Annotated in this window: 16 protein-coding genes; 3 read left to right on the top strand and 13 right to left on the bottom strand. The window is 38.4% G+C overall.

Annotation, left to right across the window (positions count from 1 at the left end; all coding sequences use genetic code 11):
• Window positions 1–76 precede the first annotated feature (76 nt).
• From RCG22_RS01335 to RCG22_RS01310, 6 genes are all read right to left on the bottom strand, one after another.
• Window positions 77–727, bottom strand: coding sequence for a hypothetical protein (locus RCG22_RS01335; protein ID WP_308105388.1), 651 nt, complete (start codon window positions 725–727; stop codon window positions 77–79).
• A 111-nt stretch (window positions 728–838) separates the two neighbouring features.
• A complete protein-coding gene (locus RCG22_RS01330) occupies window positions 839–1846 on the bottom strand; it encodes a helix-turn-helix transcriptional regulator (protein WP_308105387.1) in 1008 nt (335 codons plus the stop codon).
• 708 nt (window positions 1847–2554) lie between these two features.
• The gene (locus RCG22_RS01325) at window positions 2555–4651 is read right to left on the bottom strand and encodes a dynamin family protein (RefSeq protein WP_308105386.1); all 2097 of its coding nucleotides are present in this window, start codon (window positions 4649–4651) and stop codon (window positions 2555–2557) included.
• Window positions 4652–5182: 531 nt separating this feature from the next.
• Entirely contained in the window at window positions 5183–6133 is a 951-nt protein-coding gene (locus RCG22_RS01320) for a hypothetical protein (protein WP_308105385.1), read from the bottom strand.
• A gap of 117 nt (window positions 6134–6250) precedes the next feature.
• Window positions 6251–7177 (bottom strand): dynamin family protein, encoded by a 927-nt coding sequence (locus tag RCG22_RS01315; protein WP_308105384.1) that lies wholly within the window; start codon window positions 7175–7177, stop codon window positions 6251–6253.
• Window positions 7178–7552: 375 nt separating this feature from the next.
• Window positions 7553–9232 carry a hypothetical protein gene (locus RCG22_RS01310; protein WP_308105383.1) on the bottom strand — a complete coding sequence of 560 codons (1680 nt, stop codon included), beginning with the start codon at window positions 9230–9232 and terminating at the stop codon, window positions 7553–7555.
• 421 nt (window positions 9233–9653) lie between these two features.
• On the opposite strand from RCG22_RS01310, the gene RCG22_RS01305 reads away from it, so the two are divergent.
• Window positions 9654–10739, top strand: coding sequence for a replication initiation factor domain-containing protein (locus RCG22_RS01305; RefSeq protein ID WP_308105382.1), 1086 nt, complete (start codon window positions 9654–9656; stop codon window positions 10737–10739).
• 1099 nt (window positions 10740–11838) lie between these two features.
• Here the strand turns inward: RCG22_RS01305 and RCG22_RS01300 are convergent.
• On the bottom strand, window positions 11839–11982 hold the full coding sequence (locus RCG22_RS01300) for a hypothetical protein (RefSeq protein WP_308105381.1): 144 nt from the start codon (window positions 11980–11982) through the stop codon (window positions 11839–11841).
• Window positions 11983–12355: 373 nt separating this feature from the next.
• Between RCG22_RS01300 and RCG22_RS01295 the strand changes: the two genes are divergently transcribed.
• A complete protein-coding gene (locus RCG22_RS01295) occupies window positions 12356–12568 on the top strand; it encodes a hypothetical protein (RefSeq protein ID WP_308105380.1) in 213 nt (70 codons plus the stop codon).
• On the top strand, window positions 12559–12696 hold the full coding sequence (locus tag RCG22_RS01290) for a hypothetical protein (RefSeq protein ID WP_308105379.1): 138 nt from the start codon (window positions 12559–12561) through the stop codon (window positions 12694–12696). Before RCG22_RS01295 ends, RCG22_RS01290 begins: the two co-directional genes overlap by 10 nt.
• 283 nt (window positions 12697–12979) lie before the next feature.
• On the opposite strand, the gene RCG22_RS01285 is transcribed toward RCG22_RS01290, so the two are convergent.
• The 6 genes from RCG22_RS01285 to RCG22_RS01260 all read right to left on the bottom strand — a co-directional run bounded on the left by RCG22_RS01285 (window position 12980) and on the right by RCG22_RS01260 (window position 21460).
• Window positions 12980–13174: a hypothetical protein gene (locus RCG22_RS01285; RefSeq protein ID WP_308105378.1), complete on the bottom strand. Its 195-nt coding sequence runs from the start codon at window positions 13172–13174 to the stop codon at window positions 12980–12982.
• Window positions 13175–13176: 2 nt separating this feature from the next.
• Complete coding sequence (locus tag RCG22_RS01280) at window positions 13177–13428, bottom strand: hypothetical protein (RefSeq protein WP_308105377.1); 252 nt, start codon at window positions 13426–13428, stop codon at window positions 13177–13179.
• Window positions 13429–15122: 1694 nt separating this feature from the next.
• Window positions 15123–18656, bottom strand: a complete 3534-nt coding sequence (locus RCG22_RS01275; RefSeq protein ID WP_308105376.1) for an AAA family ATPase — start codon at window positions 18654–18656, stop codon at window positions 15123–15125.
• A complete protein-coding gene (locus RCG22_RS01270; protein ID WP_308105375.1) occupies window positions 18653–19909 on the bottom strand; it encodes a metallophosphoesterase family protein in 1257 nt (418 codons plus the stop codon). Before RCG22_RS01270 ends, RCG22_RS01275 begins: the two co-directional genes overlap by 4 nt.
• Before the next feature lie 472 nt (window positions 19910–20381).
• A complete protein-coding gene (locus tag RCG22_RS01265) occupies window positions 20382–21053 on the bottom strand; it encodes a hypothetical protein (RefSeq protein WP_308105374.1) in 672 nt (223 codons plus the stop codon).
• 200 nt (window positions 21054–21253) lie between these two features.
• Window positions 21254–21460 (bottom strand): hypothetical protein, encoded by a 207-nt coding sequence (locus tag RCG22_RS01260; protein WP_308105373.1) that lies wholly within the window; start codon window positions 21458–21460, stop codon window positions 21254–21256.
• Window positions 21461–21540: the final 80 nt, after the last annotated feature.

The raw sequence follows: 21540 nt of genomic DNA, 5'->3' as shown, positions 1-21540 counted from the left end.
GATATATCTTATAAAAACATTATGAAGGGTTGACGATCAGTAATTATGGATATAACTCCTAGTGTTGATATCTTGCTTAATTTAGTAAATCTAAGATAATACGGAGCCATTCTTTCTTTAATTTGGTATCATGTGGATTTGGATGATAATAGAATGGGTTCTTGGCATGTTTCCAACCAATAAAGTTGTTTATAAGCTTGTGTTGAAGAACCTCATTTGCCATCTCCTTTAAATGGGATTCCGCACCCCATCCTAGAATAATCCTTCCCTCATTTGAATCTATTATTGTTTTTAGTTCATTTTTTCGTGTATCTGAGAATATTGAATGGTAGGAAAAGGAGTATTGTTTTGCCTTGTTATATTTACTTTTAAAATCTTGTAGATTTCCAGCACAGATATCTGATAGGTTAACGATATTAACTAGACTCCATTGTTTAAACTTCATCAATCGCATAATTTGTTCTTGAGTTTGGTCCGAGTTTGCTTTTATAAACGGAACAAAATCCTTTCGGGGATCTAATTCTGGAACTTTTTCACTAACATCAGGATCACATGAACCAGGATTACAAAGTATCAAAATGGCTTCCGCTTTATCAACTTGAACACCTTTTCTCTTAATTCTGGCTTGGTTCCTGCATTCAAAAGTTTCTCCTTCAATTCTCACATTATAAAAACTTGCTTCCACCTCAAATTCCTTAAGCAACTCTTTTTTGCTTACCAATTCCATTTCCTCACTCCTATTTCTCTCCCAATCTTTAATTCCATTTTAAACTGTTTTTTAATCTAACCATGCCTATTTTGGGGCAAGGTAAAAACACCTGCTAATTATTAGCAAGTGTTAATGATATTTTTGATATAATTTTTCTGATTCTTCTCTCATTCTCCCAACAAGAAAAGAGGGAGTTAACACCTTGGCATTACTTCCCCAGGTAAGTAGCCATCGAACTAATCCGTCACTAATGATGGCTTGTGTAGATATTCTAAATGCATTTTCCCCTATTGGACGAATCGTCAAATCACGTCCGAAACGATCAATCACCACATTAATCAATTGGGCATCAAATTCAATTTCGATAAGAGACTCTTCACCTGAATACATGTGAAACAGCTTTCCAATATATTTTGTTACATTAAATTCGGGATTACGGACAAAGACTTCTTGACAAGCTGTTACATCCCTCATACGATCCACCCGATAATGACGGATTTCCTCATTTGGCAAATATTCGCCAATCAAATAATAATAATCACTATTCCAAACAAGTGCATATGGCTTTACCTTGTAAAATTCACCATTTCGATTGAATTGAAACTTTTTATCTAAGTTGTATTTTCCATACTTACATGTTATTATTTGAGAATTTGAGATTGCAGTATGTAATTCATGAATAGTGTATTTTATTTTGTGATCTTCACTTTTTACACTTTCGGAGATGAGTATCCTATTTTCAAGTTTTTTCGCCTGGTTATAACTTGTTAAATTTTCAATTTTCCTTATTAAATTTTCCGTCTCGGTTTTGGAAATAAACTTTGCTGAAGAAACTGCATCTATTAGCATACGTAATTCGTATATTTCAAACAATCGATGCTGATGGCTGTAGTATTTTTCTAATCCATCTTTTTCTTGATTAACTGTTACATCAAAAAGTCTGGATTCTTCTAGCTCCCTCAAGTCATCACGAATAGCTTTTATTCCAACATCTACATTATATTCATCATAAAATTTATCAACAATTTGCTTAACAGTTAATCCATTATCCTCATCAGTAAATTTTTTAAGTAATTCTTGTAATCTAATGATACGATCCTTAACGGTTATTTTTTGTGTATTGGACCCATGTTTCATGTTAATCACTCCGTAAAATCCATTGAATTGTATAATTTTATAGTACTATTTAATAAAACCATTCTGTATAAAAATTCCACAAAGCTGAAGTATATTCCTCTGTTCATTTACTTAAATAATTTAAAACAAAATAAAAACGCACAATGAGCATTATTCATTGTACGTTATCATTATGTATGTTTTTTGGCGGGACTGCCTAGGAATCGAACCTAGCAGCGACTACACGAGCCGCTCAAGCGGTTTTGAAGAAGCCACTCCCTGGTTGCAAAATAATTGATGTTGGCAAAATCAGGGAAATGCTCACCAAATCAACCTTTAATGAGTTTTTATTTAGAAGAAACACTAGTATTTTTTCCAAAGGAATCACTTGTACCTTTGCCAGATCCACTAGTTTTAGTATAACTCAAATTTTATTAAATTTCCTCCTACTTCCAATCAAATCTGATAATTTTCTTTTATTCTATTTGTCAATGACTCAGTCCCTTTGTCAAAATAGCTACATCATAAAATTCTTCACAACTTTCGCTCCTGAAATAAGCTGATTGATTAGAGTGGGCGTTAATTTCCTTAATCATTTCCATTGCAATAAATTTGCCTTATATATATACTCTACTTTTTTGCTGCACTTAAATTAAATTAAATTAAATTAATTTGTTGCTTTAATACTATAAATTTACAATGGTAAAGCCTGACAAAATTAACTACAACTTACGTAAGAATTCCATTCTCCTTACAAAATTGTTCAATTTCATTCTGAAGATGGTTAATTTCCCTATAGAGGGCATTCAAATTTTCCAACTGACTATCAAACTCAATAATTTTGTTTTCCTTTTCATGGAGTTTTAGGGAAAAGAGTTCTTTTTGTACATAAATATTTGAAATCGCCTCAGTACAATGTCTCTCCATTTTTAAATTTCTTTCATCTGCTTTTTTCTTGATAATATCTAAAGTAGAAAATGCCTGTCTTTGAAAAATATCTCTTGCAAATTCTCGATTCGATGCCGTCATTTCATAAATACCACTTAAAAAAAAGTCCCAAATGGATTTCATTACATACCCAACACCAGAGACCTGGTCTTTTACTTCTCTTCTGGCATTTTCCTCAAGGCCTAATATCTTTTTATCAATTTGAAAAATAATATCATCTTTTATTAGTCTACTGCCGCTGCTATTATCGTTATTTTTAGGTAAATCTATTAAGTCAATTAATTCTTCTGTTTGCTGCTTAGTAATAGAAGTAAGAGAGTCAATAAATTTAGAAAAAAAGACTTGATAACCCTTGTCCGCATAATTGATGATGGCTGACTTTGAACTTAAAAGATTAATTTCGGATACGATTCCTTTTTTAGCAGAATCTACCATACCATCAATCTTGTTTATATTCCTATCTATACATGCTCTAACAATGCTTTCTATTTCATTCAATATTTTAATTTCATCCTCGATATTCGTTTTTTGCTGAAGAAAGCTTTTTTCATACTGGATAAATCCAATTCTATACTGGTGCTGTTCCCTAATGAAATCAATGATTTCAAAACCTGCTTTCCACCGCTTCTTCCACATTTCTTTTTTAATTTTCCCTTTTGATTCCTTTATTATATCCTCCAAAAAGGAACTTAAAGTTGTTTGTAATTCAATAGGTGCATTTTCATTTAAGGCTAATGGCCAAAACTTTATGTCAGCTTTTGGCGTAATCCCCAGTTCTTCTTGAATCAAACGGTTTAAGTTATCTTTCATATGGCCTAAGTATTCCTTTGCTGCCGTTGCACGTTCATTTTTACCTTGATAGGATAGTTCTGGTTCACGGTCATCTTCCATATATGTACGTAAGGCAATATCCCAATAGGTAAGTAAGAATGTTACTTTTTTCAATTCTTTGGAATCAGCAATGAATCGTCTCAGTGTGTGTAAAACAGATCGATTATTAGGATTAATCACTCTTCTTGCATCCAATAGGACAAGTATTTTATCTGGCACTCTTGTTAGTAATTCTTCTGTAATTTCTGTATGAAACTGTATAGGCGAGCTTAATCCTGCAGTATCCATTAAGCTAAAGTTTTTTAATACAAGATTAGGCAAATATAAAATTGCCTTTTTTATCCGAATTGCATGAGAATAATCAGATAAATAGTGCTGAAACTTGTAAATTTCCTCATTCTTCTCTACATTTAATTCCAATTCCTGTTGTTCGTGGAAAAAGACTTCAAATGTCCTTGCAAACAGTTCAATATTTATTTTTCTGCCTTTTAATCGCACCCCACTTTTAAGTTGATTATGTAACTGGTGATCAAACAAATGATCCCATAATTGATTTAATTCCTTCTTTAATTGATTGATATTTTTTGAAATCGACTTTTCATTTTGAACCTCTCTTACTTCTTTAATTCGGAACTTTTTCGGATTATCCAGCCATATTATTAGCGACTGTAATGCTTCCTTGTCTACCCCACTTTCAGTGGAACTAAGTCCTAACCGTACCTTATCCCGAAAATAAATGACTGCTTTCCCGGAACTACCATACTTAATTTGGGTTAAAACTGCTGTTGTGGGAGTTCGACCAGATACAAGAAATTTCCCACCAAGTAAATGATTAACCAGAGTTGACTTTCCGGATGAAAAGGCTCCAATAAGAGCTACTTGTGGAAGATCTTCTTTCCAATAATCAATAAGACCTTTTATCCGTCCCTGAAGGGTGGTATCAGTTGCATTTCCTTCTATTTTCTTGCTTAATACTAGAGCTTTATACAATAATTTAATGCTTTTTGACCCAATTTCTATTGGATGTGAAATTGTTCTGTTTATCATTATATACACCTGCTTGAGCTTTCAATAAAAGTTCTGAAAGGATTTTATTTATATCTTTTTTTGAATGATTGTCAGAATCTATCCAAACAAATTCTAATACGGTTTCAAAACTGGGTGGGATATGATAGATTACTGAATTTATGATAGAATCTTTTGAATCATTGGCTTCCCTTTCGGTTTGGTCCGACGGAAGACAAACAATGATTTTTAATGGAACATTCTTAGGTAGAAAAAGCAGGTTCAATACTCTTCTCAAAAGAGAGATGTCATGTAAACCTGGACCTCTTTCAGGCAGAAGCCAAAACAATTCACCTCCCTGCCAATGCCAGGTATTTGGTATTTGTTCAGGTAAAAAACAAAGCTGAGCATTCGGAGAAATGGGCACATTTAACACATTTGCTTTTTCACTGTTCTACGCTTTAAACTTTTTATCTTTAGAGCATCTGCGAATGAAATACTTCATGCAGGTTTCATCACCAAAGAAAACTGCCAAAGTTTTTAGGTCCTGTTTTACCATTAACTTAATTCTCCTTATATATTCTCAATCATGGTGTTTAAGTCTTCCAATGATTCCTGACATTTTTTGGACCGTTCATACCATTCTTCCCAATCGGAAATTCTTCCATTTAATGTTTGTTTGGCATTATCAATAATGTTTTGAATAACCGAATCAGCTTGAAACCAGATGTCATCATATATTCTTTGTTCATATAATGGTTGGTCCATTTTATATACAGACTCAATTGACTGTATAAGGCCATCTTTTCCCTTACTAAAATCGGATATTATTTTATTGATATCAAATGGAATTAAAATTAATGTGACCACTCCTGCAACTTTTCCTAACAAACTGGCGGTCCCTGCTTTTCCAGTTTCTTTAACAGCTTCACCAGCTGCTTTCTCGATAACTTTCTGGGTAATTTGTTTGCCGGTATCGCCTGCAACCTTTTCACTTGTTTCTTTGGTTATTTGCTGTAATATCGTAGAAACAATCCCCTTTATAATAGGAGCAAGCGTTTCGTTAAGGACACTATTATAATCTTGTTTAGGCGCTCCTGGCTTGAATTCTAATTCCGTATGCAATTCAGTAGACTTATTTATTTCCTTATAAAAGTCCTCCAAATCAATTTCCAGTTTTTTTAATTCATCTTTTAAAGTGCTTTCTGCATCTTTTAATAGCCTGCTGTAAAATCGACTATTCTCCAGTCTTTTCTCTATATTTGAGTTTATTCTCTTATTTAATGCCTCTGCTTGGGAATCACAAAGGGTTGTCCATGAAACCAATGCCCGGCCAAGTGTACTTAGTAAACCGAATTCATTCTGTAAAATTTCAGTCGTTGCATTACTCATGATCTGTATTAATTCCTGTGATCTTTTTTCTGACATTCCACGAATTTCTGTTTTCAAACGATCTTTAGCATGGCGAATAATTTTCCGTTCAACTTGATCCCATGCTTCAAAATTATCCTGTTCAATTTTCATTTTGTTTTTGAATATAGAATTGGCTTCCTGTGTAACCGATAGTAATCCCAAAAGATGAGATTGGCAGCGTTTCAATGCCATCAAATATTTAGTTTCTTCAAGTTTTTCTTTTTGGCTTCATAATTTTCGCTTGAAATAATCTTCTAAAGCTAAATAACCACACCGTTCCAATTGCTTTTGAAACGATGCATCATTCAGTAAAGCAGAGGTAGCATCTAACTTTTCTTTTAATTTTCTTGTTGTATGGGAATCGTAAAGGATAATTTCATCAAGATAATCTCCAAGCTTTGATTGGATTGAATTTTTAACGTTAATTAGTGCCATATCATCATAAGGAAAATAATCTTCATTATCCTCTTGCCCGCTTAAAGAATGTGTAACGACACCCAATACAGAATGTTTTCTTCTATGTAATACGTTTGAAAAAGCAGCCAGTTCATCAATATTAGCTGCATTATCCGGAAAAAACGTCCAGATAACTAAATCTGATTCTTCACTGTTCATATATTTCAGTGTTGCCTCTTCAAATTCTGATAAATCCCCCAAACCGGGAGTGTTAATAATTCGAAACTTTTTTAAAAGTGGATGGTTTATATAAAGCCTTAATTCTTTAACTTTTAATTGTATGTTGATAGAAGTTGATTGTTGTTGTAAAAAAAGCAACCCATCCTTTAGGGATAAAGATTCAATAGTACCATCTTTATTAATTTTTTCTGCTCGTTCTCCGTCACTTTTATTTGTGTACAAGAGAACAGAAACTACCCCATCGGTTGGGACATCAGCATGTTTTAATAATTTCCTGCCCAAAAGAGAGTTAATAAATGAGGATTTGCCGGAAGATTGCTGGCCAATAATCATAATGCTAAAGTCCCGTGTAAGTCTATCAATTAGACCACTGATCCATTCTGGATTTTTTAAAACTGGTTGTTTCTCTGAGTCAATAACCGCATGATTAGAAATTTCTCGTATCTGAATATCAACTTTTTTTACACGTTCCACAATGGGTTTAATGGTTTGCAACGAAATTGGAGTTTTGACACTCATTATTTACCACCCTTTTATTTTTTAATTTGTTAATTAAATTGTAATATAATGTTAGGACATTTTCACCACATTATGGAAAAAAATGATAAATTAATAGGGTAAACAAAGAAAATTGATGCCTGACATCATGGAAATACAAATGAGAAAATGTTTTTTACATGTGTTGGCACTAGAATCACTATTCATTTCAAGGTTTCGTGCTTTCCTTTTCTTGTGATCATTTTTAAAATTTGGGCACCAAGCATGGTACCTATATATTAAAAGGGAGCAACCCCCATCTTAGATATTAAACCAACATTAATTTCTTTATGCTTGTATCATTCCTCGCTAAAAAGAAACCTAGATTTAAAACTTTTGTTTCAAACTACTCAGTTTTCAAATATGTTTATCAATAATTTTTCCGATTTGTTCAAATTCCCAGTATGGAATGATGATTAAATGAATGTGATTTTGCATGCAATAAATTCTCTTTTGTTGGTCATTTTTGATTTGTCTTCGGAATTTTTCACGACCACCATAAAAGGACACGGGATGATAATGTTGTTCCCCTTGAAATTCAATAACAGCAAGTAATTTACCATGATGTTTCGGATCGAATACAGCAACATCCAACCGTAGGTTACCAGGAATTCTATATTCCACTGTATATGGAAGGTTTCTTACCTTTATATGATCTACGATTTTTCTTTGCCCTTTATATTCTCTGCAATCGGGACATCTTGCGCCTGATAAAAATGAATTAGGAACAACATCGTATATATACTTACACGATGTATGCTGCATTTTGATATGAGTGTCAGCGTCAACATAATTCCCTAAAACAACGTATTCGTCTCCCACTAAATCGAAAACCTCCTCTCGAAACATCTCGGTTGTTTTGGGTGCCTTCCCTTGGCACAGTGAACAACGCCGTCCCCGCAAAAAATTGTTCGGTGTAACTGGATAGATGCTTCCACACGGCTGATGCTTCATTTCAATATGAGTGTCTGTATTCAGATATTCACCCAGAACCTCATATTCTTCCCCGACTAAATTATAGAGCTGGCTCTTAAAAATATCGGTTGTCTTTTTTTCACTACCAAAACATTCCGGACACCTAGTATTCGAACGAATAAAATTATTGGGCTCCACAGAATATTTGCGTCCACATGCAACATGCTCCATTTTGACTGGCTTATGCATACTTTGATAGTTCGAAAGTACAATGTACTCGTTTCCGACGAGTTCCTTGACTTTTTGCAAAAATCCTTCATGTGTTATACGGAAACTACCAAAACAGTGTCGACACCGATCACCGCTTAAAAATTTGGAAGGTAAAATCGGTGATGTTCTCCCACATGTCTTATGAAAAAAGTCAATATGGTTTTTAGAGTTGACATAGGGTGATTGAATCACATATTCATTCCCCACAAGCTCCTGTACCTTTTTTGTGAAACTATCGGTATTCCAACGCGTTCGCTTGGCATTTTTTTTAGAACATACTGGGCAGCGTTGGCCATTAATAAAATCTTTCCGCAGCACCGGAAATTTGGTTTCACAGATATTATGTTTAATAATCATAGGAATATGGGTATTCACATATTCACCAATCACCGTATATTCATTCCCAACCAGATTCTCAACTTCCCAAATAAACCTTGCCGTATCCTTTTTATCCTTTCCCGTACACCGCGGACATTTTGCACCCTTTAAAATTGATAACGGCAGAACAGGATAAGAATGCTTACAAGCAGTCCACTCTATCAAAAGCGGCTTACTCGATCCTTCGTACTCACCAATAACCCGGTACTTTTTTGGAAAAAGCCGATCCAGTTCTTCCTGAAATTCCTCTAATGTTTTTTTATGAAGGTTGGAACAGATTTTACATTTGCATCTTTTTCTAATTAAAGTATCATAACTGGTTTCATACTCATGATCATCTCGGTGGCGGACAATAAATCGGCTACCCGAATAAAAGACGATTAAGGTGTATTCATCCTGATATAAATTTACTAATGCTGTTTTGATGCTTTCCTCAGTATGCTTTAAGCGTTTCTTCTTCATCTTCTTTGTCATTATCTTCAAATTCTCCCCTTACAGCATCATTGGTACACCATTTTCCTTGATTAATATCCGTCGGTGTTGATCCAAATTGTGACCATAGCTACGCATCCATTTCAATTTGCTTCCTTATTCACATAAATCCTGGCCGGTAGGCTACATTCACTTGGCCATCACCCGATTTTCAAAAAAACCTCACATTCCTGGCTTTACCAGCTGAATGTAGGCTTGATTATTTTATCCAGAAAAATTCCTTTCCAATTAAACATGCCCAAACTCTCCAAGTTGCAGACAAATCTTTATACAGAACTAACCAGCCACATTAAACCAAAAAAATTTTTGACCAATAAAAGCTTGCATTCTAAAAACCTAAAGGGTTGTATTTGCTCCACGATCTATTTCGGAACAATTCATTAGTGAAGGAGAATGTAACAATATGAAAAAGAAAGGGCAAAAGGAATTTTTGTTTCCGTACACTAACAGGGGGGTTGGGCGTACATTAGAAAATGGCTTGAGAGCTTGCGTAGACTGGGTTGAAGCCACCTTCAAAAATGTAAGTCCGGCATTACTGATTGCGGACATTCTTCAATTGGATCCATCCAGTTTCTCGTCTTGCAACGGCCAGAATGGGTACCGTCGGTGTCTTCGTAATGGGAAAATCTCAGTCTACTATGATGGCACGGAAGATATGGGGGTTCACCTCGAGATGAAGGGCCGTGGTTGTAGAGAATATGAAGGATACGACCAGCTTTCTTGGAAAGACCTATTTGACAGAATGTTGACAACCGGCGCTTCCTTTTCCCGATTAGATGTTGCAGTTGATGACTTCATAGGGTATTTCACCATCAATGGCATTATAAGAAAGATCAAGAATCAAGAGCTTGTCTCAAAGTTCAAAAAGGCCGTACGTTTTGAGACACTTACCATTAATACGGGGAAGGCCACAGGTGCCACCGTCTACTTTGGGGCCGTTACTTCCGATATTCAAATCAGAATGTATGACAAACTCAGTGAACGGACAGACACCAATTACAAGGTACCTGATGGTATCACGTTTTGGAACCGGACCGAAATCCAATTAAGAAACAAGCATGCCCAAACTGTGGCTAAGGTTCTGGCAACCGAAGAAGACGGGGAAATAACGATTGGAAAAACGGTATGCAGCATTTTAAAAGAGTATCTGCGTTTCACCATAAAGGGTACCGATTCAAACAAAAGAAGATGGAAGACCGCTCCCTTTTGGATAAAGTTTCTCGGGGAGGTTGAAAAACTCCCATTATCCAAAAACGAGATAAAACAAGCGACTATTGAGGATAAAAAGAATTGGATCGATAAACAAGTGGCACGATCTTTAGCAATGATTTGTGAAGCCTATGATGGAGATTTAGGACAAATTGAATCAATCATAACAGAAGGTCGCCGCCGGTTGAATTCCAAGGATTATGCTTTAATCGATCAATATAAGCATTCAGCCCAGGAACACCTTCCCCCATCGGAAGATATGTTGGAAGTAGTAGATTAAGTGGCTAAGCCAGGTGGATGATAACAAGTCGAGTAACGGTTACCTTACATTCTGCAGATATCCAATCAATCCATATGCCTTCAGTCTTGTAAAAGATTTTTGGCACTCCCTCTAATAGGATGCATGGCCGAAGGCCGTAGCATCCTTTTCTATTTTTAATTGACCTGCCAGACTTGGCCATAGTAAAAGAGGATCATGTTGCCCTGACATGGGTTCAAAAAGCTTTCAATTTCCAGCCAGGATTAGAATTCTTCTCATTTGTCATTTTCAATCGCATCCTGCATTCAAGTATGCCTCAAACAATCAGAGCCATTTTATAGACTACTACTGCCTCAATCATCTCGGTAGTTTTGATGAAACCTTCATCTCATCTGTGGCTCTTTCAAGAGACGGAATCGGGTTTCTGAGTATACTGACCCTTGTAGATTTTGATATTATCGATATCTGCTAGTTTCGTGAGATCTATTCTGTTGGTTATCAGAATACAGGTGCTCGCCAGTTTGATGGTGCAGCCGATTTTTTCACGGTTTTTCCAACATGAAAACCTCACCAACCTGACCTATTCGGAAGAGCACGACTGTTGGATTGTGCTCGTCGTTTATGGTCTGACACGTCGTTCTTGTTTAACAGGTTCTACCTTCAATTCCACTTCAAGTTGAAACTCATGCGTGCTGTACTTCTCCATCCACTCCGACAGTTGGAGAAACAAGGTAAAAGGACTGGCAACGAAAGTCCAAAAAGAACATGAACAATTGACCAAAGCACTGAAGAAGTTGTGTGTGCCGTATTCCACTATGATGAAGAACTGGAGGCTATGAGAGCTTTCTACAAAAAACATACGATACTTGCGCCCAAGCAAAGGATTGATAGCGTTAACTTGCCGCATCTTTTTTGTCGGCCGCTTTCCCAACCTCCTGAGGGATGTAGTTTTCCCACGCCTTGTTTTTGATTTCACTCGAGTGAATGAAGGTATTCGGAGGTCGTGAAAAAAATCCAACAGGTGGATGCAAGTTCCTCTAGGCTTTCCCTTGTCACAGGGGGCAAATCCTTTGATAAAGACATTCTGCCAATCTTCATTCTTCAAGGACTCACTCAGCTTTTAAACGAATTCATATTCCATTTCATAGCGGTAGTGTTTCCGCTCTCCGTCCTTGTCAGGATTGGGATCCAATTCATGGTGAACTAAATCTGAATATGTTTTGCCTTGTAATGTTCCTTCATGGTGGTAATTCTGTATATTCAAACAGGAATGGAAAGAACTCTATATGGTGTCGATCCAGTAAAAAAGCTGTCCTTATTGCAGGAGTGAAAAAATTTTTCATTTGCAACCGAAAATAAAAGAAAACCACCATATTATATAGTAGGAGTCTGTTTTAATAAAACCAAGATTTCAATGTAATAATCTTGATAAAACCGCAAAAATGCTGCTATCCCCCCAAAGGAATGCAGCATTTTCTTCAATTCAAAAAAGCCTAATTTTTTCAATGTCTATTGGCGAAAATAGCCAGTATAAGCCATCCTCCCGTCTTCTCACCCCCATTGAGAGAAGGATTTCCCTCTGTATTTGAAACCCTCTTTTCAATGCAGAGGTGCACTGTGGATGTTGTCCGTCTTGGATGAATGCATGTAATGATGACCGATGGATTTGTCATCCGTCACCGATGCAAGGATTGATGTCATTCATTTCACCGCTGTATGTCATCGTTGCGATGGATGCATGCATTGATGTCGTTCATCATGCACGGATACATGCTTCGATGTCGTCCATTTCGGATGACTTCAATGAATGCATACTGTGGATGTCATTCATTACGGATGGATGCATGTAATAATATCTTCATTACATGTTACGATGTCATCTATGACATCGATGACAGCAGTGGATGCCGTCATCGATGTCTTTGAATGCAGGATTGCATGCTTTCATGCAGCGGTGGATGTCGTCCATCATGAATAATTGCATTCATTGGTTTCGTTCATGACATCGATGACTGCATTGGATTCATATTGCATGATGTCGTGCAACGGTGGATGTCGTTCATGGTCATGATGGCTCTGGTCGCGGTCCGCTTCCACCACCGTTACATCATCATGCCGACATGGAACATTGGTTGGATGGCTTGATTGCTGCCGCAGAAGATAGGACCAAGCACCATTTCACAGATCGGGAATGCAGGATATTTCTAATTTGGTAATGCCTTTATTATTGGTCTTTCCTATTCAAAATTTCTGAAATAGGACTAAGATGTCTGGATATCATGTTTCACTTTCTTTGATGGAGCAATGAGCTCATTCCCCCGTAATCCCCTGTACCACCTCGTTGTAATAGTTTTATAGGATATTCCATTAAGTTCAGCCCACTCGATAAGCGGCTTTTCTTCCCCGCCTATAACTGCGTGAATCGTAGAACGTTTATTCCGTCCTTGCTCTTTCATTGTTATCCACTTGCCATTGATGGTTCATAATTTCCATTAACATTGTCTCGTTCAATGGACAAATGGTCTTCATACCCTTTACCTATAGCCCATTCATAAAAGGTCATGAAATCTTGGTTCCATTCATCACAGACCATGATTCCCCGGCCGCCGTAGTTCATGTAATTTGAGGCCCTTGGGTTATTGCACCGATCCTTCATTTTTCTCCATATGCTGTGGAGCCTTGTATTTGATAATCCATGAATGGTTGCCATAAAAACATTCCTCCAATAATTTGTTGAAGGAAAGGTAACCATTTGTTTTTTTTATATCAAGGTAAAGGTATAACAAAATGATCGACTGTAATTAACCCCAGCCGAAGGCTAGATGCAATAAAACATTGGGCTACTCACGGCATTTATATATTGATGCAGTATCCCCTTCAATTCCCAATGCATCCCCTTAATCTCATCTCATTTTCTTATATTTTGGAGCCTGAAAAATCCCCTTCAGGTTAATGTTGCAATTTTAAAACTAAAGGGTTGTATTAAGAGCAAAGTCAGAGGGTCTACCTCTTTTAAATAGATGCAGTTTGATAGTTTTCCAAGAAGAAACTATCGAAAAGAATAACAGTCGAAACCCTACATCGACTCGAAATAAAAGGACAAGGTGAGCTGAGCCGACGTATGATGGCATGAAATCAGCGTACTCTTCATGAGGCAAGGATGGTCCGTTGTTCCATCTGGAAGAGGAGACTTAAAAAGGGGACGACGCCCTTTGCAAAACTGGTCGGGTGGAATCCTGGTCTGTAATGACGTAGCGTTTCCGCGATATCCTTCTGGGCAGGATGGGAGGATGCGGGAACGGAGGGTATCTTCGTGTTTAACAACGGTGACTCATAATCTCTCAGGACTTGAACAAAAGTATGGAGTCAATACACCTAACCTTCTGACGCTAGAAGTCTGTCCTTTTTTAGGACCTTCTAGTGATCAGGGTAGGTGTACTTTGATCTAACACAACTCGGAGCATACCAAAAGTAGGCAGCATGGCTTCCACTTAGTCATTGATGGTTGTGGGTCTTGGTTAAAAGCAGTCCATTTGAAGAACTTGGGTAACCGTATTTTAGAAGAGAAATGCATCAATCAATAATCTCGACTGACATAGCCCTCGTATTAAATCGTTGATGATGTCATGCTTCACAATCGATGTACTTGCCAAAGCCTTTGATCAATGCAATGCGGCGACGTTTCATTCTACCCTGATGGGTTGATGCAACTTAGACATTGTGTTTGCCGTCGAAGATGTCGTGCAAGACATCACCTAAATGGGTGCGGTGCGGTTTCCATGCATGACTTGAACTATGATTACGCAATCATGGATCCCACAAGCTATGTTCTTGGATTAGCGATTCCAAGTTGACATACATGCCATCATCTGTGATGAATGCAGTCAAGATTACTAGCATGCATTCGGAAGATACAGTCATGTGATCAAACTGGTAATGATTCCGGAAACGAAACCAAGCAAGACACACCGACCGTTTCCATCATCTTAGTTGAATTACTATTCATATATTATCTACAACTACTGGTAGGCTCGGAAAGATATTCCGTGCCTATAATATATTATTTATTTCGGCCTCAAAAAAAGGTTAATTTTTTATCCCTATTGGGCGTTGAGTCAGGAGATGTCCAATATAGAGTCCCTGTTGGGGCCATCAGCTACAAATACCATAGCTTTTCAAAAAAGAGATTTTTACCTCTGCCCCTTGGTACGCGGCTTATCCTTTCCTATTGCCAAGAACTAAGATTGGGTGTCATCATTACAATAAATATTTATTACAACCGCTATGGATAGCGTTGCAATCAAAAGAAGATGACCTCCGTTAAAAAACAGAGATCATCTTCTTGGTTTCCAAGCCGTTTTTAAAATGCCGTTTTAAAATAATACTGTTGGAACCCACCAAGCCTTAGCTTAATGATAAAACCCCTGAAGTTTTACTCAAATCATAGACATGCACCCTCCCAGATGCCTTCATCTTTTCTGTCATATTCACCACGGACTGATGATGGGTGAAGTACAGGATTTGAGTCTTTTCAGACAATTCGTGTAAAACTTCTAAAGCTGCTTTGGTCCGTTCATCATCAAAATTAACAAAAACATCATCAATAATCACAGGCAGCGGGTCAGAACTGTCGAGATGCTGTTGGACGAATGCTAGTCGAAGTGACAAGAACAACTGGTCCCGGGTACCATCGCTCATTTGGTGAACACGCCGCTTCGTGCCATCCGAATGAACGGCTTCTATAAATGGCGTGTTGTCATCATAGTCTACTCTCAACTCCATGTATTTACCCGAAGTGAAACGCCGGAAAATTTCACCTGCCATGTCAAGGATAGTAGACTGATTCTTTTCCCGAAACTCATCTATGGTTCGTTGGAGCAAGCGTCTGGCCAGCTCTACCTGCAGGTATTCATTCCAATAACGGTCGACTTCTTCTATGCTTTCTTCTACCAACTGGGCATTGAAGGCTGCAGCATCTTTGCTGCCATCAAGCTGATCAAAATCAAACTGCATTTTATTGAGACGTTCTTTTTCATCTTCCAAGTTGTTTTGCAAGCCAGTTATTTCCTCTTCCAACTGTGGAACTCGGATTGAAAGGTCATCGGGATTGTCCAGCTCTGAAAGTTCAGCCTCTAATTGGCCAATGGATAACCCATCCCCCGCCTGGATAATCGACCTTTCCTGCGCTTTGTAACTTTTGTCAAGTTCCTTAGAAGCTGCGGACCGCTTAATCAGAACTTCCAAATCAGCAATATCTTTACAGTCGTACTTCTCTTTTAACTGTTGGAGTTCAACTTCATACTCGTTCATAACACCAGTGGCTTTTTGTATATCCATCTCCAAATCGCTGATGGAAGATTGAATTTGTTCGAATCTATTATCTGCGTCTCTGGCCGACTGAAGACGTTCTCGTACCGAACGCACCCAAACATCAACAGAGCAGGTGAACGGATCCTTTAATTGTTCTGCAAGATCGGCTGCCTGTTTTTCAAATAACTGGCATGCTTGCTGGCATGATGTAATAGTGGACTGTAAGTCATTGACTTCTTTTACACAGTCGAACAAATTCTTAAGCTCTCGGACATATGCGGTTGCCGTATCTACTTTTTGCGGGAGCGAAGAATACTTTTGACGAAGTTCATCCCATTCTGCCTCAAAACCGTTCAATTGCTCCTTAATTCTAGAAAGCTTGTTATTGTTTTCTTCCAGATTCATTTGATTCTCTTTCATTTGATTATTGAACGACTTTTGATCACTTTCCCGTTCATTATTCACGGCTATAAGTGTGTCACAGTAATCCAATAATAACTTTAACTCAGAGTTCAATGGCGGCTGAATCTGAATTTCATGCAATTCTTTATTCAATGTCGCGATACAGGAAGAAACCTTTTCTTTAAGCTGTGCTAGCTGAAATTGCTTAGATTGAAGTTCGTTGTATCCATTAACCAAAGGTGAATAAAAAGTATTGGCCCAATCCTTCATTTCTGCAGGCGTTTTCGGTACTATTCCGCATGGCTCCCATTCTTGTTTCCACTTTGCCTCGATATCTTGGAATTTATTTTCTAGACGCTCTTTTTTTCCAAGCAACTCATCAATATCTCGTTCAGTCTGGGCTTTTTGCAGGAGGAGAAGTGCACGTTTGGCCGAACGTTCCGAATCCCTCCTCATCAGATCCGCCAAGTGATCCGCCTCATTCACCGATTTCTCATACTCGTCTGCCAGTATTCCATTACCCGCATATTCCTGAACTTTTTCAGATGTTTCAGGAAGGCCCTGCTGCCATGCCTGTTTAACCAATGACCAACCAGCGTTTCTGCGGTTCCTTGCAGCATCGAGATCCGTTTCTACCGGCACATAACCAGAGAGCTCCAACTGTTCCAATTGATTGTTAAATTCCGTTAATTGGTTCTTTTTAGTATTCAGGTCGCGGTCACATTCATTTTGGTTTTGCTTGGTTGTTTCCCAAAGTTGATGATATTGCTCCATAGTTTCACGGAGAGGGATCTTTAGCTCGTTAATTTTTTCCAATAATCCATTCCAAAGAGTTTGGCCCTGCAAGAGCTGATTCAATTCTTGCTTTTTCTTCTGAAATTCCATCTCGATCGTGGTGCAGCTTTCCTCGAGGTTCCCCTGCTCCCGGAATTCTTTCACCCGCTGCTGGAGATTTGCCATATCTTTGCTCGATCCAAGTTCTTGCAAGTCCTGTTTTACCTTTTCCTGCTTGAACACTAACTTATCGTAATTTTCTTGTTCCCTTTCAATGTCCAGCCGTAATCGTTTACATTGGTCTGCAAGTGATTCAATGTTTATTTCATCCGCATACGGTATTCTTAACTGCTCGACTTCATTCAAGGAGATATTAGGCGCAATCGATTTTAAAAGATTAATTGCATCACCACCACGGATTAGGATTTTTTCCTCTAAACCAGGAAGTTCCTCCGTTGTTCTGGTAACATATTGCTGTAGTCCTTCCGTAAGCTTTTCAATCTCCTCTGCATGGTCCAAGGCCGGTGCATCGAGTTGGATGCTCTGAAGAATTCCCGATTGCTTCTCCTGATCGCTTTTCAGTCGATTCAAATCTTTTAATGCATCCTGGTGATTCTTAATAAGCGTTGGAATCATTTGGTCCAGCTCATCCGTCAGGACAATTGCCCCAGTGTAATCCTGAAGGTTCCTGCGAATGGACTGAAGTTCCGTAATCATGGTCCTGACACGGTTTATCCTCTTGAGTTTCGCTTCTTCTCTCTGCTTGCCCTGCAATTCTTCCTTCATCCCTTCTACTTGCCTGCTTAGTACAAGGATTTCATTGCGATTGCGGAGCCACAAATCCCCGGATAAACTATCTTTATCCACAGATGATTTTGCATTATTGTATGCGGTCCAGGCTTTGTTTAATTTTTTAACGGAACTCTTGCGAAAACTGGGGTCTAACAATTCACTGGAGCGATTGCCAAGCTGTGCCATTAGATTCTGTAAAAACTGGATGCCACCGCCCGCCTCGAACAAAGAAACACCGGCGTTCCCTTCGGATTCAAGAAGTCTCTGCCCACCTTCCCTCAAGCGGTCATGATCAAATCCAAACAGCAACATAAAACGATCTCTGTCATATCCACTGATGAATGAAACTAAGTCTTCTTCAGAGAGACTTGAAGCAGATGAGAGCACCAGACGATTGCGGTTTTTCTTACGTTGTATGGTAACAGGAGAACTATTAAAATTTTCAAGAATACCATCAAGTTGAGATCTGGTATCGTAATAATCACGGGAATGCCCAATTAGCTGGCCTCCGAACAAAAGATCAAGCATCAAATTGAGAAGTGTACTTTTACCCGCCTCGTTATTTCCATATAGGACATGAAGGCCGTTACCCTCATTAAAATCAAGATTAAAAGAATTGTAGTGAAGTACAGAGTCTACACCAATGCGCCGGATTCTCATAATCCCGTACCACCTTTCACCATCATGGAATGTAGCATATCCTTCGTTTTCCCCAGTAATGCTTTAACATCATCCACCGATTCTAAACTGGTTGCTTCTTCGGTCCGAGTATAGGCACTTATTTTGGCCTGAATTGACTTCGCATGAGCAAGAAAATTCCCAAGAAAATCTTCATCTACGGATTGCAAAGTGTTCTCCAGTGCAGAAAGGGAATCAGTGTGGTTTGGCAGAGATAAGGGTACTGTCAAAGGGCTTGTTTCAAATTTGACTTTTTCAATCCAAATCCTGGCCGATGGAATCATGTTAATTGCATTTACAAGCTCTGCACGGTAATGGTCCGCGTTGGCCAGCAGACGTCCGTGCAATTCCGTTTGTCCGTGTAATACCACCCTTACAGCCATTAATGAATTCTTATTCTTCTCGATAGACGAATCCAGTGATGAGATAACTGCACTCACATATTCATCATCGGTTGCAGCACCAGTAAGGTCCACCGTACACAACTCCCAGCGCAGAACATCCAAATCCTTGTGTTCTACGGACGTAATCATTCCGTCGTTGACTGTAACAAGCGTACAGCCTTTGTTTCCTGTCTCTCGAATATGCCTCCCCTGAATATTTCCAGGGTATATGATGTACGGGCTTGTGTTTAACACCTGACGCTGGTGGATATGGCCCAGCGCCCAGTAATCGTACCCTTTATTTACTAAGTCATCAATCGTACAGGGAGCATACGGGTCATGCCCAGACTGACCTTGCACGGATGTATGTAAAACGCCAATGTTAAGGTAGTTTGGAACAGGATCCGGGTATGAGAGGGCCAGATTCTCATGCACTGCCTGGTGCTTAAACCCTTGACCATGGATTGCTACCTCCAAGTCATCCAATCTATTTGTCTCAGCTTTCTCCACCGAAAATTTCTTTACATTTGGCGGTGGTACTAGAGTATGAGAAATCTTGCTGGCAGCATCATGATTCCCACTGATTAAAAAGACTATAATCCCTGCATTGTTTAGTTTTGACATACAAGAATTGAAGAAAATCCCGGTGTTCTGGTCCTTCCAGTTCCCGTCATAGACATCACCCGCAATGATCACAAATTTGACTTCTTCCTGAATGCTCAGATTCACAAGATTCTCAAGAGCTCTCCGAGTGGCATTTCGAATCTCTTCCACAGGAGCATCCGGTCTTGATGATAACCCCCGCAGCGCGCTATCAAGATGTAAATCTGCACAGTGAATAAATTTAAACACCTTTCTCACCTCAATACTTTATTGTTGTTCCTACTTAGTAAGTTTACAATTCTCTAAGGCACCCACACGTTGTCTCAATTAATTCCACAATGTCCTTCATATTGTCCAAGATGCTGAACGAGAGATGAGTGAAACAAGAAAATTCATTCCAATCCCCTCAACTTTTCTTTTAACAAATTCTAGTAAAATGGTATTATTCCTGTTTGTTCACAAGAATTTCAATAAATAACTCGTTTCTGGTCATTAAAAACGGAGTCAGGTTACTTCATTTGTAAATGTTTTCATTATTAACTGTCAGAATAGCAAAAACCATAAACGGCAGGGTCCGTTTCTTTAACAATTTTTGAGGGTATCAGGAATAAACTAGGTATGCCGCCCGAGTGTAAATATCATCGGTTGGATGGCCTTCGTGACTTGCTAATTATATCTTGCCAAATGCAAAAAGGGAGGATTTCTTCCCTCCCATCATATTTTAGAATAGATCCGCAACCTGTTTTGCACTCATTAGCTTTTGAAAATTAGTGTATCGGAGGCGACGAACGTCTTGGATTGAAGCATTACCTAAAGGAAGTTTTCCCTGCGGCAAAGGCAGAGGGGTTCCGTTTAGCGACACCTCCCATCTTCCATCTGTCCACTTTTGAAAATCGTCAATTTTTGCATAATCAACAATCCCTGAGATGGGCGACCCGACATATAACGCTATGTATTTTAAATGGGGATGTCTCCATTTGGCGGTCCTTATTGAATACCAGTGATTACCAGATAAAAAGATGTTTTGGTAATTATGATACTGGGCCGAACAAACAATGGTATCCTGCTGGGCTTCCTGGGTCTGCAGTTGAAGCATGTTCTCTTCCTCCTTAATTTTGTTATCTTGTTCCCCTTCCAACCATTCCTCATCATTCACCCCAAAATCCTCAAGAAGGATTCGGGATGAGGCATTAAGGTATTGCTCCAAAGCCATTTCTATAAGTTGATTACGTGAGGTCGCGAAACTGCCATCGGTGAATTGTTTGTATAGTTTCAGGTGCGCATCCATACGACGGATTGTAGTCTCGTTCAGCAAAAGACTTACAGCGCGTTTGACTCCCTCCTCTTTGGCGGTGCTCAGATTTAAGCGAATTGTCTCTTCTAAAGAATACACTTTTTTCACCCCCTCCTTTTCCTTTCCCATTTATTATGTTCACTAATGAGATATTTTAAACGAAATCTAATGAGTTTTTTTCTCACGTAAGGAAATACTTGAAGAAGAACACCCCCTAATTAACTTTTCGGCGGTTACTAAGTTTTCTTGATGCACGCGCTTAACACTTAATACATTGGAGGTCTGCGTAAATTCATCTATTATTTCATGGTGATCTTGTTCACCGTTATCACTGCAAATTCAGGAATTCCTCGGTACCCAGATGCCCTTTCCCCAGAAAATGACACATATGCAGCTTCCCACCAGACGGTGTATTTTAAATCTTCACCCATGAATACATCAGCACTGCTTAAACTGGAAGTAGGAGATTTAGCAGTAAACGAATTGATACCAACTGATTTTAACACCTGAAATTCCGCTTATGTGATGATTTATCAAGGTTACTTGCTTCCTATTGCCTACTATTGGTTTTTAAACAAAAAATAAC

Source organism: Neobacillus nitrireducens (assembly GCF_030915405.1).
GTDB lineage: Bacteria > Bacillota > Bacilli > Bacillales > Cytobacillaceae > Neobacillus.
This window is presented reverse-complemented; position numbering and strand designations above follow the sequence as displayed.

Coding starts and splice junctions, on each gene's coding strand:
- RCG22_RS01335 (WP_308105388.1), bottom strand. CDS start 727: ATGGAATTGGTAAGCAAAAAAGAGTTGCTTAAGGAATTTGAGGTGGAA.
- RCG22_RS01330 (WP_308105387.1), bottom strand. CDS start 1,846: ATGAAACATGGGTCCAATACACAAAAAATAACCGTTAAGGATCGTATC.
- RCG22_RS01325 (WP_308105386.1), bottom strand. CDS start 4,651: ATGATAAACAGAACAATTTCACATCCAATAGAAATTGGGTCAAAAAGC.
- RCG22_RS01320 (WP_308105385.1), bottom strand. CDS start 6,133: ATGAAAATTGAACAGGATAATTTTGAAGCATGGGATCAAGTTGAACGG.
- RCG22_RS01315 (WP_308105384.1), bottom strand. CDS start 7,177: ATGAGTGTCAAAACTCCAATTTCGTTGCAAACCATTAAACCCATTGTG.
- RCG22_RS01310 (WP_308105383.1), bottom strand. CDS start 9,232: ATGACAAAGAAGATGAAGAAGAAACGCTTAAAGCATACTGAGGAAAGC.
- RCG22_RS01305 (WP_308105382.1), top strand. CDS start 9,654: ATGAAAAAGAAAGGGCAAAAGGAATTTTTGTTTCCGTACACTAACAGG.
- RCG22_RS01295 (WP_308105380.1), top strand. CDS start 12,356: ATGAATGCATGTAATGATGACCGATGGATTTGTCATCCGTCACCGATG.
- RCG22_RS01290 (WP_308105379.1), top strand. CDS start 12,559: ATGCATGTAATAATATCTTCATTACATGTTACGATGTCATCTATGACA.
- RCG22_RS01285 (WP_308105378.1), bottom strand. CDS start 13,174: ATGAAAGAGCAAGGACGGAATAAACGTTCTACGATTCACGCAGTTATA.
- RCG22_RS01280 (WP_308105377.1), bottom strand. CDS start 13,428: ATGGCAACCATTCATGGATTATCAAATACAAGGCTCCACAGCATATGG.
- RCG22_RS01275 (WP_308105376.1), bottom strand. CDS start 18,656: ATGAGAATCCGGCGCATTGGTGTAGACTCTGTACTTCACTACAATTCT.